Annotated in this window: 17 protein-coding genes; 13 read left to right on the top strand and 4 right to left on the bottom strand. The window is 60.2% G+C overall.

Annotated elements, in window-relative coordinates; translation table 11 throughout:
- The first annotated feature begins 1 nt into the window (after position 1).
- The 9 genes from mobB to RI101_03175 all read left to right on the top strand — a co-directional run bounded on the left by mobB (position 2) and on the right by RI101_03175 (position 9461).
- A complete protein-coding gene (gene mobB / locus RI101_03215) occupies positions 2-514 on the top strand; it encodes a molybdopterin-guanine dinucleotide biosynthesis protein B (GenBank protein MEC4889050.1) in 513 nt (170 codons plus the stop codon).
- Positions 498-1202, top strand: coding sequence for a NapC/NirT family cytochrome c (locus RI101_03210; GenBank protein MEC4889049.1), 705 nt, complete (start codon positions 498-500; stop codon positions 1200-1202). The genes mobB and RI101_03210 overlap by 17 nt, the downstream gene beginning before the upstream one ends.
- Positions 1203-1955: an ABC transporter ATP-binding protein gene (locus RI101_03205; GenBank protein MEC4889048.1), complete on the top strand. Its 753-nt coding sequence runs from the start codon at positions 1203-1205 to the stop codon at positions 1953-1955.
- 14 nt (positions 1956-1969) lie between these two features.
- Positions 1970-2383 (top strand): hypothetical protein, encoded by a 414-nt coding sequence (locus RI101_03200; GenBank protein MEC4889047.1) that lies wholly within the window; start codon positions 1970-1972, stop codon positions 2381-2383.
- 6 nt (positions 2384-2389) lie between these two features.
- Positions 2390-3181: an ABC transporter permease gene (locus RI101_03195; protein MEC4889046.1), complete on the top strand. Its 792-nt coding sequence runs from the start codon at positions 2390-2392 to the stop codon at positions 3179-3181.
- 286 nt (positions 3182-3467) lie between these two features.
- Positions 3468-6149 (top strand): PAS domain-containing protein, encoded by a 2682-nt coding sequence (locus RI101_03190; GenBank protein ID MEC4889045.1) that lies wholly within the window; start codon positions 3468-3470, stop codon positions 6147-6149.
- A gap of 55 nt (positions 6150-6204) precedes the next feature.
- A complete protein-coding gene (locus RI101_03185; protein ID MEC4889044.1) occupies positions 6205-8109 on the top strand; it encodes a response regulator in 1905 nt (634 codons plus the stop codon).
- Between the two features lie 191 nt (positions 8110-8300).
- Positions 8301-8642, top strand: a complete 342-nt coding sequence (locus RI101_03180; protein ID MEC4889043.1) for an RNA-binding protein — start codon at positions 8301-8303, stop codon at positions 8640-8642.
- Between the two features lie 144 nt (positions 8643-8786).
- Positions 8787-9461, top strand: coding sequence for a 2OG-Fe(II) oxygenase family protein (locus RI101_03175; protein MEC4889042.1), 675 nt, complete (start codon positions 8787-8789; stop codon positions 9459-9461).
- A gap of 317 nt (positions 9462-9778) precedes the next feature.
- On the opposite strand, the gene RI101_03170 is transcribed toward RI101_03175, so the two are convergent.
- Both RI101_03170 and RI101_03165 read right to left on the bottom strand, forming a co-directional pair.
- Positions 9779-10273: a response regulator gene (locus RI101_03170; GenBank protein MEC4889041.1), complete on the bottom strand. Its 495-nt coding sequence runs from the start codon at positions 10271-10273 to the stop codon at positions 9779-9781.
- Positions 10274-10404: 131 nt separating this feature from the next.
- Positions 10405-11847, bottom strand: a complete 1443-nt coding sequence (locus tag RI101_03165; GenBank protein MEC4889040.1) for an NFACT family protein — start codon at positions 11845-11847, stop codon at positions 10405-10407.
- A gap of 244 nt (positions 11848-12091) precedes the next feature.
- Here RI101_03165 and RI101_03160 point away from each other — a divergent pair, with 244 nt between their 5' ends.
- The 4 genes from RI101_03160 to RI101_03145 all read left to right on the top strand — a co-directional run bounded on the left by RI101_03160 (position 12092) and on the right by RI101_03145 (position 14759).
- Positions 12092-12319: a hypothetical protein gene (locus RI101_03160; protein ID MEC4889039.1), complete on the top strand. Its 228-nt coding sequence runs from the start codon at positions 12092-12094 to the stop codon at positions 12317-12319.
- A 180-nt stretch (positions 12320-12499) separates the two neighbouring features.
- Positions 12500-14059 carry an HEXXH motif-containing putative peptide modification protein gene (locus RI101_03155; protein MEC4889038.1) on the top strand — a complete coding sequence of 520 codons (1560 nt, stop codon included), beginning with the start codon at positions 12500-12502 and terminating at the stop codon, positions 14057-14059.
- A gap of 245 nt (positions 14060-14304) precedes the next feature.
- Positions 14305-14487, top strand: a complete 183-nt coding sequence (locus RI101_03150; protein ID MEC4889037.1) for a hypothetical protein — start codon at positions 14305-14307, stop codon at positions 14485-14487.
- Positions 14475-14759, top strand: a complete 285-nt coding sequence (locus tag RI101_03145) for a type II toxin-antitoxin system RelE/ParE family toxin (protein ID MEC4889036.1) — start codon at positions 14475-14477, stop codon at positions 14757-14759. Before RI101_03150 ends, RI101_03145 begins: the two co-directional genes overlap by 13 nt.
- A gap of 16 nt (positions 14760-14775) precedes the next feature.
- On the opposite strand, the gene RI101_03140 is transcribed toward RI101_03145, so the two are convergent.
- Positions 14776-14973, bottom strand: a complete 198-nt coding sequence (locus tag RI101_03140) for a hypothetical protein (protein MEC4889035.1) — start codon at positions 14971-14973, stop codon at positions 14776-14778.
- A gap of 197 nt (positions 14974-15170) precedes the next feature.
- Positions 15171-15833 carry a hypothetical protein gene (locus RI101_03135; GenBank protein MEC4889034.1) on the bottom strand — a complete coding sequence of 221 codons (663 nt, stop codon included), beginning with the start codon at positions 15831-15833 and terminating at the stop codon, positions 15171-15173.
- Positions 15834-15942 lie beyond the last annotated feature (109 nt).

Here is a 15942-nt window from a genome sequence, read left to right as displayed (position 1 = left end):
CATGGCCGTGCCCATTGTCTCATTCGTTGGACGGTCGAACAGCGGCAAGACGACGTTGATCGAACGGGTGATTCCCGAGCTGGTGCGGGCCGGATACCGCGTGGCCACGGTCAAGCATGCCGGGCATGGATTCGATCTCGATACCGAAGGCAAGGACAGCTGGCGGCACAAGCGGGCGGGAGCCAGCAGCGTCGTCGTGGTGTCCCGCGGCAGTCTGGCGATGTTTGCCGATGTGCCGGAAGAAATGAAAGTGGAGGAAGTGCGGGACCGGTTTCTCGATTCCTCCTACGATCTTATCATTGCCGAAGGCTGGAAGAGCGAGGGCTATCCCAAGATTGTCATTATCCGGGAACAGGTCGGTGAAGTGCCGGTGTCTCCCGATGGCCTGCTGGCGGTCGTCTCCGATAAACCGATCGACCTGCCTGTCCCGGTGCTCGATCTGAACGATGTCACGGGCGTGGCCGCCCTCATTATGAAGCGGTTTCCTCGCGTCGCGCATGAACTGGAGCCGTAACACGACGATCGTCCTGGCCCTTGTCGCCGGAGCGTTCGCCTTCGGCGGTCTCGCAATTCCTCTGACGAATCATCCGAAGTTTTGCGCCAGTTGCCACACCATCGCTCCCTCCTATGACAGCTGGGCCGCGTCGTCCCATAAAGAAGTCACCTGTGTGGCCTGCCATGTCCGGCCGGGCGTCGAGGGCTGGCTGCACGACAAGGCTTGGAACGGGACGAAGGATACCGTGACCTATCTCTTTGGCACGCCGACCGACGCGCACAATCTCAAGGCCAAGGTGGACTCGGACGTGTGCTTGAGCTGTCACCGGAATATTCTGCGGGTCTCCGAGATCGCGGCGCGGGATCTGCCTCCGCCGGTCAAGGAGGTGGGCTTGGTGATGAGCCATCGCGCCCACATGGACGCGTTCGGCGTCAGAGGGCAGGGCGAGGGCTGCACGACCTGTCATTCGGGGGTCGTGCACGAGAAGCCGATCAAGGGCTATCCCATCGTGATCCCGCGCGGGCATGTGTCGGCGGACAGCAAGCCCTGGAACCCCGAACATCCCGAGGGCACGTATCTCCGCGCGCGCGCCTTGTCCGATTGTTTCCGGTGCCATGACGGGAAAACCGAGCATCAGGGCAAGCCCATCAGCCGGAAGTGCGAGACCTGTCATCTTCCTGAAAAAATCAGCGCGGCGTTGTTTTAAATGATGCGCGAGACCTCCACGATGACGCAGCCTGTGCTCGATGTCCGCGATCTCACCAAACGGTTCGGCTCGTTCACGGCGGTGAACGGGATTTCGTTTACCATCAAGCCGGGAGAGATTCTCGGGGTGCTGGGGCCGAACGGGGCTGGCAAGACGACGACCATTCAAATGTTGCTGGGGCTGGTCACGCCGACGGCCGGATCGATCCGCATGTTCGGGCTGGATCTGGAGTCGCATCGGGAGGAGATTCTCCAGCAGGTCAATTTTTCCTCGACGTATATCTCCATGCCGATGTCCCTGACGGTGGCGGAGAACCTTCGGGTGGTGGCCCGCCTCTATGGGGTGGCGGATGTTGAACGGAAGATCGGCGAGATCGTCACGAAGCTGGAGATGGAAGAGTTTCGTGAGAAGGTGACCCGTAAGCTCTCCTCCGGGCAGATGACGAGGCTGACGCTGGCCAAGGCCTTGCTGACGGAGCCGAAGATTCTGTTTCTCGATGAGCCGACGGCGAGCCTCGATCCCGATATCGCGCATAAGATCAGGGCTTTGCTCAAGGAGGCGAGGCGAACGTCGGGGCTCAGCATCCTCTATACGTCGCACAATATGCAGGAAATGGAAGCCATGTCGGACCGCATCATTTTCTTGCAGCGGGGCAAGATCGTGGCCGAGGGTACGGCCGCCGAAATCGTCGCCCGGTTCGGGCAGGCAGATTTGGAAGAGGTGTTTCTCAAACTGGCCAGAGAATCGTCGTAAAGGAACGAACGGCTATGCAGGAATGGTTGGTACAGGGGGTGGTCGGGATCGTGGCCGGCGGGTTGCTGCTGAGCGCCTGTTGGGGATGGTATTGGCTGGTGGTCAGCCTGATCGGCTTCACGCGCGGGACCTGCCGCCGGCTGGCGGTGCTCAATAGTCTTGCCGTGGCGATGGCGCCGTTGCTGGTAGGCGGGGCGCTGCTGGCCCTCGCGGGGGGGCCTTGGCTGCTCACTGGGGCGTTTGCCGCAGGTTTGACCGTGGTGCCGCTGGCGCTCCTGGCCCTCGCCGCGCGCCGGGCGCCGGATGGGCAGCGGGCGGGATCCCATATGGTTGAAGGCGTGCGGCAGTTGCGAGCCGAACTGCTCGGCGCGCATCGAGGCTGTGGGGACTGCGGCGGGTGCGGCGACACCCATTCGCATGAGCACTGAGTCTGCATGAAGCTGCATCGCATCACGGCCATTCTGCTTCGCCACCTCTATCTCTATCGCCGGAGCCTGCCCCGGATGATGGAGATTTTCTACTGGCCGTTTCTCGATCTGGTCATCTGGGGATTCATTACCCTCTATCTGGCCCGCTATCAGACTCAGGTGCCGGGGTTCGTGACCTTCTTCCTCGGCGCGTTGATTCTCTGGGACATGCTCTTTCGCTCCCAGCAAGGGGTGACGATTTCGTTTCTCGAAGAGCTCTGGGCCCGCAACCTGATGAATCTGTTTGCGAGCCCGCTGAAGCCGGGCGAGTTTCTCGCCGCGACCATGATGATGAGCCTGTTTAAAGTGACCTGCGTGTCGATCGTGATGGCGGTCTGCGCCTGGCTGTTCTATGGATACAATATTTTTCTGATCGGCGTCTGGCTCTTTCCCTTCGTCGTGAGCCTTGTGGTGACAGGCTGGATCATCGGGGTCTTCACCACCTCGCTCATCATGCGGTTGGGCCAGGAGGCTGAAGTGCTGGCCTGGAGCATGGTGTTTTTGTTTCAGCCAATCTCCTGCGTATTCTATCCCATGGACGTATTGCCGGTCTGGCTAAAGGCGGTCGCCTGGGCGAACCCCGCGGCCCACATTTTTGAAGGCATGCGGGCGGTCCTCACGCCGGAGGGCATGCCGCTCATGCATCTTGCCTGGGCCTGCGGGCTCAATATCGCGCTGCTCGTCGCGGTCATCGCCTGGTTCCACCGCACCTTTGCGTATTGCAAAGAACAGGGGCTCTTAGTGCGCGTGGGCGAGTAGCGGCCGTCTCCCCTTGCTTCTTGCGTTTTTCTTGTGCCGATGGGCAAGCCGCCGTGATGAAATTGCCGGAGGATTTCTTGAGGGAAAGGCCATCCTGGCCATTTCATTGAGGGAAGCAGGGGGTGTTTGAGCAAGGGGAAAAACCCTGACATTGCTTGCCCTAAAGCCATTTGGCTCTATATGATTATAGCCCAACGCATGGTGCGTTGCCTCTTTGGCCGTCCTGGGCCATTGGGTCTGTCTGTAAAGCGCTGGCGGTTCACGCTCTCATGGAGTGCAGTCTCCCATGTCCAGTCTCTCTCTCCCGGTGCGCGGTGAATTGAAGATGGTTCCGAGCATCGGCGGGATCGCCGCTGCCGCAGTGGCGGTGTTCGTCGCGGACTGGCTGACGCCGCTCGGTGTGCTGGTGTTTATCCTGTATGTGCCGTTGTGCCTGGCTTGTCTTTGGATGGCGAGTGAGCGCCAGGCCGTGTTCATGGCTGGGTTCTGCTCGGTCTTGATGATCCTTGGATTATTTCTCTCCCCGCCTGGTGTTCCCTTTGTCTGGGGGATCTTCAACCGTTCACTGGGGCTTGCGTCGTTATGGGGGGCGCTCTGGGCCGGCGTGACGTTTGGGAGGCGTACCGAGCAACTGGCCGATGCCTTGCGGCAGTCGGAACAGGAGCAGAAGGCCATTGCCGAGCGTGAGCGGACACGGGCTCAGCAACTGAAGCGGCTGTCAGAGGTAAGCCTGGCCTTGTCCGGTGATCCCGGGGACGTATTCGAGCAGGCAGTGCGGGCGATCGGCGAGTTATTCGAGGTGCCGGTTGTATGTCTCTCGGAGATTGTCGGTCAGGAGCTGAAGTTCAAAGCCGTGTATGTCAAGGGGCAGGTGTTTCGAGACGCCGGCGGATGCCCGATGGCCATCACGCCCTGCGCCACCGTCGAGGTGACCAAAGACTTGCGCGTCTTTGACCGTGTTATCGAACGGTTTCCTGAGGCGTCGTTTTTGAAAGACCACCAGGCCTATGCCTATTGCGGATTTCCCGCGCTGGATGGTGAGGGCCATGTCGTGGCCGTGACCTGTCTGCTGGACGACAAGCCGCATGCATTTACCGAAGACGATCAGGCGCTGCTGCGCGCGTTTGGCCAGCGCATTGCTATTGAGGTCGAACGAAGCCGGCATCTTGCCGAGCGCAAGCAGGCGGAGGCGCGGCTGTGGCAGCAAGAGCGCCAATTGCAGGCGCTGGTGACGTCGCTGGACGATGTGGTGTTCGAGTTCGACGAATACGGCACCTATCTCAATGTATGGACCGGGAATGAGAGTTTGTTGTTTAAGCCCAAGGGCGAGATATTGGGGCGAACGATTGAAGAAGTATTAGGGCGTGAATCCGGCCGGCCGTTCATGGAGATGCTGGCGCGGGTTTCGGCCGGCGGAACGATGGAGGAGGTGGAGTATCCTCTTGAAGTGCCCGGCGGGCGGCGGTGGTTTGAGGCCAGGACCAGCCTCATTGCCTCGGAGGATCGTAGAACGAACACCGTAGCGATGGTGGTTCGTGATATTACCGATCGCAAGGCGGCTGAGGACGCGTTGCGGGTGAGCGAGGAGCGGGTGCGGTTGGCCCTAATGGCATCCCAACAGGGGATTTTCGACCTTGACCTGCGAACGGGGAACGCAGAAGTGAGCAATGAATACGCGACGATGCTGGGCTACGATCCGGCTACATTCAAGGAAACCAACGCACAGTGGGCAGCGCGGATGCATCCCGAGGACCGGGAAAAGGTCTATCGAATCTACGAGGCCTATATCCGAGGAGAGAATCCAACCTATGAAGTGGAGTTTCGGCAGCGCATGAAGTCCGGCGAATGGAAGTGGGTGCTCTCCATCGGCAGCATTGTCGAACGGGATGCGGAAGGGCGTCCGCTGCGCATGCTGGGGACCCATACGGACATCTCGGAGCGAAAAGAGCGGGAGATGGCGTTGTGTGAGGCCGACGCGAGGCTGCAAGAGGCGCAAGCCATGGCGAAACTCGGCAACTGGGAATTAGACCTGGTGTCGAATCGGCTGTTCTGGTCGGACGAAATTTTCCAGATCTTTGAGATCGACCAGACGAAGTTTGCGGCATCCTATGAGGGGTTTCTCAACGCCATTCATCCCGACGACCGGGCGATGGTGAATGAGGCCTATTCGCAGTCGGTGCAGAACCGTACTGCCTACATGATTATGCACCGGCTGCTGATGCGGGACGGACGGGTCAAGCATGTGATGGAGCGGGGCGAGACGTTTTACGATGCGTCTGGGCAGCCCTTCCGCTCGGTGGGCACGGTGCAAGACATCACCGAGCAGCGGCTGGCGGAATTGCAGGTCGCGCAAGCGCTCCAGGAAAAAGAAATGCTGCTGCGCGAGATCCATCATCGCGTGAAGAACAACCTGCAGCTCGTGTCGAGTCTGCTCTACTTCCAATCGAAGAAAGTCCGGAGCGATGAAGACCTCGCGGTGATTCGCGAGCTGCAGGACCGGATCACCAGCATGATTCTGGTGCATGAGAAGCTCTATCGCTCCGGCGATCTGGCCCATATTGCGTTCGGCGACTATGTGCGGGCCTTGGCGGAGAGCATTGGCCGTTCGTATGAGCGGATGCGTGGGAAGGTCGAGGTTCTGGTTGACGCGCAGCCGGTCACCTTGCCGGTGGAGCTGGCGCTGCCGGCTGGGCTGATCGTGAACGAGCTGCTGACGAACGCGTTCAAATATGCTTTCCCCAAGGACGGCAGCGGCGAGGTGCGGGTGCAGGTGCTGAACGGCGATGGCCAGGTGGAGATTGCGGTTGAGGACACGGGCGTGGGGCTGCCGGACGGGTTCGAGCTTCAGACGTCGGCCACGTTCGGCATGCAGCTGATGCGCGGGCTGGCCGCGCAAGTCGGAGGCGCGATCACATTTGAGAGCGGGCGCGGGACGGCGGTGCGGCTGACGGTGCCGCTGCCGGAGTGAGGCCACGCATCGCGGGGTATGACTGGGGCAGTCTTGGAGGAAAAGGAGTCGCACGATGGATAAACGGCGCGTATTGATCGTCGAAGATGAAACGTTGATCGCGATGGAGCTGGCGGACCGCCTGGAGCGCCAATACTATACCGTCTGCGGTCTCGTCGCGCGTGGCGAAGAGGTGATCAGCCGGATCGAGGAGTTTCGCCCGGATCTCATTCTCATGGACATCAATCTGGCCGGTGCGTTGAGCGGCATCGAGACGGCTGCGGCATTGCGGGATCTGGTTGATGTGCCGGTCGTATTTTTGACGGCCTATTCCGACGCCGAGGCGATCGAGCGGGCGGCGAAGACCTCGCCCTATGGGTATTTGCTCAAGCCCTTCAACGAATCCGAGGTGCGGGCGACGATCGAGATGGCGCTGCACCGGCATGCGATGGAGCGGCTTGTGCGGGAGAGCGAGCGCCGCTTGCGGGCGCTGTTCGATCAGGCGGCCGTGGGTGTGGCGGAGATCGACAGCCGGACGGGCCTGTTTGGCCGCGTCAACCAGCGGTACCGCGACATTTTCGGGTATGCGCCTGATGCCCTGAGCCTGGACGATATTCGATTGGAGACCGATCCCGATGCCGCGCAGGCCGAGCGGCAGCGCATGGCGTCGTTGCTGGATGGCCGTGTCAGGGAATATACGCTGGAGAAGCGGTGTGTCAGGCCGGATGGGCGGACGGTGTGGGTGCACGTGACGGTCTCCCCCCTGTGGGCGCCAGGAGAAGCGCCCTCGTCGTACGTGGCGATCGCGCAAGATATTACGGAACGCAAACAGCTGGAGGCGCAACTCCTCCAGGCGCAGAAGATGGAGGCGCTCGGGCGGCTCGTTGGCGGCATCGCGCACGATTTCAACAATCTGCTCACGGGCATCAATGGCAACGCGGAATTGGTGCTGGGTCAATTGGAGCCCTGGAATCCGATCCGTCCCAGGCTGGAAACCATCAGGGGCGCCGGTGAGCGCGCCGCCAAGCTGACCAAGCAACTGTTGACCTTCAGCCGGAAGCAGGTGGTGCAGCCGGAGGTGCTGGAGGTGAACAGCCAGGTGCACAAGTTCGCCGACATTCTCGCGCGGCTGCTCGGGGAGCGGATCCGGCTGGTGCTGACGCTGGCTCCCGACGCCGGATCGGTCAAGGCCGATGCCGGCCAGCTCGATCAAGTGCTGTTGAATCTGGCGACCAACGCCCGCGACGCTATGCCGGATGGCGGGGTATTGACCATCGAAACGATGCTGGTGAAGGGAGATGAGCCGAAGGTGCGGTTGGTGGCCAGGGACACCGGCCACGGCTTTTCCGACGATGTGCGGGCGCGTCTCTTCGACCCGTTCTTTACCACGAAGGAACAAGGGAAAGGCACGGGCTTGGGGCTCTCGATCGTGTACGGCATCGTCTCGCAGCATGGCGGCACGATCGAGGTGGAGAGCGCCCGCGGCCGCGGCACGGCGTTTACGATCACGTTTCCCAGAGTCGCGGCGGCAGCCGCTGCCGAACCCGCGCCGCAGCCGGCCGGGCCGCCGGTGCCGACGGTGTTGCTGGTGGAAGATGAAGCGATCGTGCGGGATATCGCCGCGCAAATGCTGACGATGCAGGGCTATCAGGTGCTGGAAGCCGCCAGCGGCGCCGAGGCGCTTCAGCGGGCGGAGGCCTTTGCCGGGCCGATCCATCTGCTGCTGACCGATGTGCTGATGCCCGGGATGAACGGGCGCGAATTGGCCGATCGGCTGAAGACGGTCCGGCCCAATCTTTCGGTGGTGTTCATGTCCGGCTATAATCAGGACGAGTTGTTGCGCCAGGGCATCACGGGCTGTTCGATGATGTTCGTGCCCAAGCCCTTTACGTCGGAGTCGCTGGTGCAGGCGGTCAAGGGGGCCTTGAGCGCCCAGGCCAAGCTGGCGGCCTTGTTTGCTATTGGGACAGGCGTGTGGTAGGGTGGAAGCACTTTACCGTACGGGCCTCACGGTGAATCGTTCAGGTATAGCAGGCCCGCAACGATGTTGCCTTAACCGGGAATTTCGTCGGAAGTCAGACCTAAGTCGCCGCACCGTTTGCGTCTTCGGCCCGCTCCTTCCTCCGTCACTCGAGTTCAAGACAATATCAACTTTCTAAAGGAGGAACCCACATGGGTTCGAAGATCTATGTCGGTGGGTTGCCGTACGCGGCGACTGAGCAGCAATTGAGTGAACTGTTTGCGGCGCATGGCGCGGTGGAATCCGCCCGCGTCATTACAGACAAGTTCACGGGGCAATCACGGGGCTTCGGCTTCGTGGAGATGGCCTCTGATGCAGAAGCCCAAGCGGCGATTACGGCGTTGAACGGCACCGATTTCGGCGGCCGGACCTTGACCGTCAACGAAGCGCGTCCGCAAGAGCCCCGCACTGGCGGCGGCGGTGGTGGTGGACGTGGCGGATTTGGCGGCGGCGGGGGCCGGAGCGGCGGCGGGGGCAAGCGCGATCGCTGGTAGTCCCAACGATACGATAAGCCTGGAAGGGGTTGCTATCGCAGGATAGCAACCCCTTCTGTTTTTGCGGCCTGTCTTGTCATTTGAATCGCGGGGATGATAAGAGAGCGGCGTTCGGATGGCCGGTCTGACGAAGGGAGCAAGCTGGTGAGCCCTCAGGGAGTCGTGCAATCGTCATCGGTGGCGCTAGCGGATCTGCAGTCGTTTTCCTTCCGCACAAGCCCCGTGCTCGTGGTCGAAAACTTCTGGTCCGCGGAGGAACGCCGGTTCTTTCGCGAGGCTATGAATCAAGCGGCCTGGAAAAGCCTGTCGGATCTGCCGAACGTGCGGGAGGACTTTCCCGATTCGGGCAATTGGGCGAAGGCGGAGATCGGTCCCGCCCAAGGGCAGCGCTTTCTCTCACGGCTGCAATTGCCCTGTATCCAGCAGCATATGGAATCGTTTCCGAACATCATCGGGCGCCACATGGGCTTCAGTTACTATTCCTATTCCGCCGGCGACTGTCTGCTCACACATGACGATACCGATCAGGGGCATCCCATGAGCGGACGGCGGCCACCGCAGCGCCGGATTGCGGTCGTCAGTTATTTCCATGAGGAGTGGCAGTCGGATTGGGGGGGAGAGTTGATCGTCTATGCCACGAGGCCGGCCCACACCGCCGAGAAGCCGGCGCTCGATATCACCCATTGCATCGAGCCGCGTCCCGGCTCGCTGGTCATGTTTACCGTGCCGCGCTTTCACCGCGTGTGCCGTGTGGACCAAACCGCCGGACAGCACCGGCGTCTCTCCATTGCCGGTTGGTTCATGACCGAGCATCCCTAGCAGGATGCTGAAAAAGTCCGCCAGCGGCGTTCTCAGGAATCGTGAAACGTGAGGCGTGAAAGGTGAAACGAGGGGAAGTCCCGAGCGGCGGCCTTGCCGCGGAACGGCGCGTCTCGGCGCGCCGGGGGGGGGGGGAGGGTGAGAACCGTGGCCTTTTTGATCATCCTGCGATTACTCTGAACCACTCCCGTGTCTGCTCCATTCATCGATGCAGAGCGTTTCTACGCGAGTTTTTCCGCAGTCTGCTAGACGGGGCCAGCCAGAATTTCCACCGCTGCCATACCGTGTGAGCCACGCAAACGGAGCGCGCAGAAGGATTAGTCGAACCAGGCCACGTCACCCGAGGCGTTGCCCGAATCTGCGGTGAGGGCCGGCGGGGGATTTTGCAGGGTGTCACGGATGGCGTGGAGCAGAATGTCCTTCTTCAAGGGCTTGTGGAGGAAGGGCAGCCCGCCGTGCTTGATCGCATGTTTGGAGAGTTCTTCTTCCGAGACTGCAGACATCAGCACGATTCTCAGCCCTTTCCGAATCGCGGCGGCTTTGACTGCCAGGACGTTGCCATTCACGTGTGGGAAGGCGTTCGTGCTCGTGGCCATTTCAAAGTCCGGGGGAGGAAGGAATAAATCCGTGAGCAGAAGGTCGATCGGCCCCTGATGCTGTGTGCAGATTTTGAGTGCCTCCCGGCTTCCTTCCGCGCCCAAGACCGTGAAGCCCGCTTGCTCCAAAAACTGGCGGCATAGCGATACCATTGAGGAATCGTCATCGACGACGAGGATTGTAGGTGCTGCGGGCGGCGATTGGGCTTCGGCCATAAGCCCCTCCCTTCAAGTTTCTGCCATCATAAAGAGAGTTGTATAAAGTTGCGAGAAAAACTTGTATTCTCGCAAGGCAGGAGCGGCCTGGCAGGCGTGACGGTGAGGGAAGATTCCGGCCGTGCGCCGAGTTAGTCTCCGGCTGAGGCCGATCGTGCCTTGAGTTGGTCGAGGCGGTGGCGATCGAGCGAGACGAAAATCGATTTGTCCTGTGTGACGGTGACCGCCCCGGCTGCCTGCCCCTTCGCCTTCTTGACCCATTTGCGCTTGGTATAGATGACGTCGCCTTTCCCGCTTTTCTTCAGATCGCTGTAGAGCAGTGCGAGCGTGGCCGCATCGCGGAGGGTTTCGATCGGAGCCTCGGCCCCCTTGTCCAGCCGCACGACGACATGAGAGCCCGGTGTTCCGCGGGCGTGCAGCCACAGGTCTTCGCTTTTGGCCAGGCCAAAGGTCAGCTCGTCGTTCTCGCGCGCGTTGCGCCCGACAAAAATCTGGAGGCCGTCCGACGACGTAAAGCGGCGGAAGGGGCCGGACTTTGCCGGCGGCTTCTGGCCGATAGCTGGCGGCCGGTGGCGAGCAGGCGCGGGAGCGGAGGCAGCGGGCGGCTGCCACGTGCCTTGCTCGATGGCCGTCAGTTCACGGCGGAGCGCCTCGAACTCCTGTTCCCCTTGGGCAATGCGCGGGCCGAGTTCCCGTTGAGCCGTGTCGTATTTGCGTTGCTTCCGGAAGTAGTCGTCCATATTGCCTTGCGCCGACTTGGTCGGATCAAGCGGAATGGTGATCTGCGGAAGGGCTTCGTCAAAATAATCCACGACCGTCACGGCCTCTTGTCCCTTTTTGATGACGCCCAGATTGGCTTTGAGCAATTCCCCGTAGCGCGCGTAGTTCCGGTACTTGTCGGCCTTGGCGAGGTCCGCATGCCAGGCGTCGATGCGCCGGCGCTGCTTCTTGAGCGCTTTCTTGAGGTGCTGGGCGCGCGCGTCTTTCAGCGCGGCTGACGCATCCGTCGATTCCTTGTCCTGATAGTGCGCTTCAATGGCCGCGGAGAGACTGAACGGCGAATCTCCTGTCGTGGGGAAGCGGGGCACGCGCTCGCGATGGCCCGCGCCTCCCGGTGCGGAGGGCCACTGATAGGGCTGCCCACACAACGCCTTCGAACGATTCAGGTCGGTGAGGAGCCGGCCGTCGGCATCGAGCACCAACAGATTGGCGGTATGACCGGTCAAGGCGGCGACCAAGCGGACCGGGCCTTCTTTCGCGGTCAGGCTGATAGTGACGATACGGTCGTTCGATTCCTGGCGGAGGCCATCGATGCGCGCCCCTTGCAGATGGGCCCGCAGGTATTGGCAGAAGGCCGGCGGCGCCGGGGGATTCTGCAGGGGCTGTGTGACCAGGTGCAGGCGGGCGGCGGAGGGGTTGGCCGATAGCAAGAGGCGGTGGGTGTGGCCCGGCGTCCGAATTTCCAGCACGATGGTGCGCGGGGCCGGTTGATAGACTTTTTGAATCCAGCCTTCGGTCAAAGCCGGAGCCAGCTCCGCGACAACGTGGCTGATTTCTATGGCGGTCAGTGACATGCGAACGTCGGCCCCTCTCCATTTCCGTCCCATGGGGCCAATTCGGTCACATGGGTGCCAGGCGAATGGTTGCCTGGAGAGGTCCACTCTACGATTCACCGCAAAAACCCGCAAGAGTGTTGGTGGTGAAACTGGCATTATGATTGCTTTCCCTTTTGAGGCAAGCGCGCTTTCGGCACGCTGCCAGACGGTGAGAAGGGGGCGCGTGAGGCAGTGGGCGGTCACCATCATCAGGAGGTGCGCGATGACGTGCACGAGATGCCAGGGCCTCATGGTTGTCGATGATCTGGTCGATCTTCAGGAAAGCTGTCTCCCGATGTGGATGCGCGGGTTGCGCTGCCTGTCCTGCGGAAATATCGTCGATCCGCTCATCGTGCGCAATCGCATGATGCAGCGCTCCGGCTCGTTGCGGCTGCTCAAGACCGGGCTGCGGCTTCCGGCCTTTGCAACCTCGGTGAACGCCACGGCGTGATCGGACCAGGGCGGATCTGACGAGGGGCAGAAAAGCCTGTCGCCGTTGTCCTCGCTGAAAACCGTGCGGGATATCTCTTGCGCGGCGGTCTGCTCGCTGCCCTGCCTCGTTCTCTCCTTGCAGCCTCGTTCTTCCTGCGATACAGTCGCCCCCTCTGCTTGACCCACCCACGAGGTTGCCATGTCTTTACTGGATGCACAAATTTTGACCCGACTGACCGGAGAGCTTCGTGTGTCGATGCGGCGGCTGCTTCAGGACCTCTGTCGGGAGCTGCAAGACGATTATCCGGAGCTGGCCTCACAGCTTGCGTTCCCGACCGGCTACGCGGAGTTTCTCAGCCGCTCACTCAAGGCGGAGCAGTTGTCCAATTGGAAAGTCGTGGGATGGATCGAGGCGCTGAACGATTGGGTCTACTTCCTGGATATTTGGCAGCAGTGGCGAGGGGAATCCGACCGCCGGGAGTTTGCCGAACAATTGTTCGCCGAATGCCAGGAGAAGTTTTTCGAGAACAGCTATCTCGATGAGCTGTTTCCCAACGGCAAGCCGCAGACCGGTGGATTGGACCGGAGATTGGCTGGTCTTTGCAAACGACTCGCCCAGGAGATTGCACAGGAGTCGCTGTGGCTCGATCCTGCGGCGGCGGTGGCCTGGTGCCGCGCCCGCAATATGCCGCACTGGGACGTGCCAGGAAGCCTCGCGCAAAACTTTGAAAAAGCGGAAGCGGCCGGCACGGTGCCCCTCGGTGTCGCGGGGGATTGCTGCGAGGCGCCGCTCGCGCTGAAACGCGCGCTGGCGCAGGCCGCCGGTCGAGCGACGTTCCGAGTCGATGCGCAGGGGATTGCCATAAAGGCCGGGCGCAGCCTCTCGCCGGTCTGGTCCGCTCTTGGCGGGCAGGCCCAGTGGCATTGGGCCCTGCGTCCGGCCGCGGTGGCGCTCTGTACCACCTATGGCGCGGTCACGGTCGGCCCGACCTTGGCCTATGGGAAAGACCGCCAGCCACGGAAGGTGGTGGGCACGGACCCGGCGCAGGTCGAGCGGATCCAACGCGCCTGGGAAACGATTCACGACGCCTGGCCGGAAGGGCATGAGGTCTTGGCGCTGCTGACGTCCTATATCGTGCCGCTGAATGCGAACGGCGTCGTCAGTTTCAGCTATCGTCACAGGCCGGGCCTCTCCTTCATCAACTGTTTCGAGCGGGACAATCTGGATCTGATCGACGACCTGATCCATGAAAACAGCCATCACCATTTGAATCTGCTGCTGCGCAAGCATGTCATGTATCGCGGCGACCACAATCAGAAGATCTTCTACTCGCCCTGGCGGCGGAGCCTGCGCCCGCTGCGCGGGATTCTGCATGCCTCCTTTACCTTTACGATGGGGGCGATGCTGTTCGAGCGCTTGTCTGTGTGGGGCGAGGGGCTGGCGGCGGCGTGGCGCCAGGCAGGTTTAACGACACGCGACTTGGTCAGGGCGCGGTTTCGTTGTTTGGAAGAGGTGGAGTCGGTGCGGTATTCCCTCCAAGACCTGCACTATGCGGATCATCACCTGGGCTGGCTCACCGGCTCAGGCCGCCGCATGGTTGGTCAGCTGACAGAGGCGATCGATCAGGTGGAAGGCAGCATCGCGCCCCACCGCAAGGCCGTGCTGCAATCCAAATTCGGCCCAGCCCTCCGGCGGCATAGTAAGGAGCTTCAACAGGCTCGCCAGCTCTTCGGGCCGGTGAGATTGGGGGAGGTGTGAGTGCACGTGTGTTTCTGAGTGGATGTTGCTTCATCATGCTATGCAAACTCAGAAGTTGGGTAGGAGAAAGCAAAGGTTGGAGTCGGCACTGCTCGGATGAAAACGGCAATCAATTGGATTCTAAACACTATTGGATCTGTGTTGAAAAGGCTTGTGAGAGGAATGTCCTTCGACGTGCAACCGGCACGGTATCCTCGTATAATACACGGTATCCTTGGAGTGATGTGTTTTGCCGGAGGTGACTAATGGGAGAAAAAGCGGCTGTCCTTAAATTGCTCGAACAGTTGCCGGAAGAAGCCACGCTCGAAGACATTCAGTATCACTTGTACGTGCTCCAAAAGATCAAGGCCGGGCAAGAGGCTGTGGAGAGCGGACATGTCATCCCGCACGAGGATGTCATGCGTGAGCTGGCAGGATGGCTCGCATAGTCTGGTCGTTCGTTGCGCGCGACGACCTCAAGGCCTTGGTGGACTTCATCAAAGCTGACTCCCCCGGCTACGCTCAAACTTTTGGATTGCACATTCAGCAGCGTGTTGAACAATTGCGGCAGTTCCCTGAATCCGGACGGAAAGTTCCAGAAGATAAACGCGGCATCTATCGGGAACTCATCGTGGGAAACTACCGGGTGGTGTATCGAGTCGATGGGGATACCGTAACCATTGTGACGCTCATCCACGGTGCACGCCTGCTTCAGTTGTAAGTCATTCTTTTCGGCGTCACGAGAGGCGGCGGTAAAGGTCCGCATTTTTTTCAAGCACTCGTGGTGCTGTGCTTTGAAAGAGTTCGTCGGGTTGGGCTATCCAGTCGCGGACACAAAGTCTCACCATCTGCTCCACGGTTAAGCCCTCGTCCCCACTCAGGTTTTTCAGCCGCCGCATTTCTTCCTCTGAAAGAGAAGTTGTGAGTGTTGGCATGACGGTTCCTTTGTAAGGAAGCTGGGTTTCGAATAGGGGAAGTATAGGAGAAAGGATTCGTGTGGGGAAACTTGTGAAAGCCCTCCGCCGCCCCGTCAAAAAGCTCAACCAGGTGTGCCAGCTTTTGGACCCTGTGTGGTAAGTGGGGCGTGAAAATAGATTGGAGCGGTTCCTCCCACCGATATTGATTCTCCAACTTATTCTCGCAAGAAAACATTCGCAAACCGTTCCCAATCTTCGTCCGATATTTTGGTGGAAACTTTTGAATTGGGAATTCTCACCGAGAAATCACTCGCAATCCTTTTTAGCATAACTCTAGCCATGCTTCGGGCGTAATCTCGTGGGGCAGTCTCGCCCAGAGGATCGTGGTACATCCTCAGCGTGTTGCTTGGAATCCGAAATCGTTCTTTGCCATGCTGGTCTCTTGTCAGATGGAATGGGAGAGGGACGGGATAACGGGCTTCAGTGTGGGCTGCCTCTAAGCCTTTCAAAAGGTCATCTTCCGAATAGGGACGAGGCGCCGTATACGCTGGCAGTATTCCTCTCGATTGCAGACATCTCACCATACGAAAAAGGTTGTGGTTAAGAGATTTGGCTATTCTGTCGATTTCCTTCAACGCAGATGCATCGTTCAATTTCTCCCAGCGCGCTGAAGATTTCCCGATGTGGTAAGCCTTGCAGATTTTTTCCAGACCTTGATGGCAATAGAAAATGCTGTGCCTGTGCCATCTATCCTCTAACTCGAAGCTCAGATAGAAGTCTTCAATGCCTGATTTTATCCATGTTTGGAGTATTTCTTGCCTGTCCAGGCCAGGAGTCTTTTTGAGACCTAAGTCTTTAGGTGCTTCATCTGCTTGCATGATGATACTCGGATATCCTTTCGGATAGGCTGCTCAAAAAGGCTATCCAGCAAGGCCGCAAGGAGTGGGGCGACTGAGGCGTACCCGAGAGGGTACGTCGCAGGGAGGC

It is taken from the genome of Nitrospira sp. (genome assembly GCA_035968315.1).
GTDB lineage: Bacteria > Nitrospirota > Nitrospiria > Nitrospirales > Nitrospiraceae > Nitrospira_D.
This window is presented reverse-complemented; position numbering and strand designations above follow the sequence as displayed.

Coding starts and splice junctions, on each gene's coding strand:
- mobB (MEC4889050.1), top strand. CDS start 2: ATGGCCGTGCCCATTGTCTCATTCGTTGGACGGTCGAACAGCGGCAAG.
- RI101_03210 (MEC4889049.1), top strand. CDS start 498: ATGAACTGGAGCCGTAACACGACGATCGTCCTGGCCCTTGTCGCCGGA.
- RI101_03205 (MEC4889048.1), top strand. CDS start 1,203: ATGATGCGCGAGACCTCCACGATGACGCAGCCTGTGCTCGATGTCCGC.
- RI101_03200 (MEC4889047.1), top strand. CDS start 1,970: ATGCAGGAATGGTTGGTACAGGGGGTGGTCGGGATCGTGGCCGGCGGG.
- RI101_03195 (MEC4889046.1), top strand. CDS start 2,390: ATGAAGCTGCATCGCATCACGGCCATTCTGCTTCGCCACCTCTATCTC.
- RI101_03190 (MEC4889045.1), top strand. CDS start 3,468: ATGTCCAGTCTCTCTCTCCCGGTGCGCGGTGAATTGAAGATGGTTCCG.
- RI101_03185 (MEC4889044.1), top strand. CDS start 6,205: ATGGATAAACGGCGCGTATTGATCGTCGAAGATGAAACGTTGATCGCG.
- RI101_03180 (MEC4889043.1), top strand. CDS start 8,301: ATGGGTTCGAAGATCTATGTCGGTGGGTTGCCGTACGCGGCGACTGAG.
- RI101_03170 (MEC4889041.1), bottom strand. CDS start 10,273: ATGGCCGAAGCCCAATCGCCGCCCGCAGCACCTACAATCCTCGTCGTC.
- RI101_03165 (MEC4889040.1), bottom strand. CDS start 11,847: ATGTCACTGACCGCCATAGAAATCAGCCACGTTGTCGCGGAGCTGGCT.
- RI101_03160 (MEC4889039.1), top strand. CDS start 12,092: ATGACGTGCACGAGATGCCAGGGCCTCATGGTTGTCGATGATCTGGTC.
- RI101_03155 (MEC4889038.1), top strand. CDS start 12,500: ATGTCTTTACTGGATGCACAAATTTTGACCCGACTGACCGGAGAGCTT.
- RI101_03150 (MEC4889037.1), top strand. CDS start 14,305: ATGGGAGAAAAAGCGGCTGTCCTTAAATTGCTCGAACAGTTGCCGGAA.
- RI101_03145 (MEC4889036.1), top strand. CDS start 14,475: ATGGCTCGCATAGTCTGGTCGTTCGTTGCGCGCGACGACCTCAAGGCC.
- RI101_03140 (MEC4889035.1), bottom strand. CDS start 14,973: ATGCCAACACTCACAACTTCTCTTTCAGAGGAAGAAATGCGGCGGCTG.
- RI101_03135 (MEC4889034.1), bottom strand. CDS start 15,833: ATGCAAGCAGATGAAGCACCTAAAGACTTAGGTCTCAAAAAGACTCCT.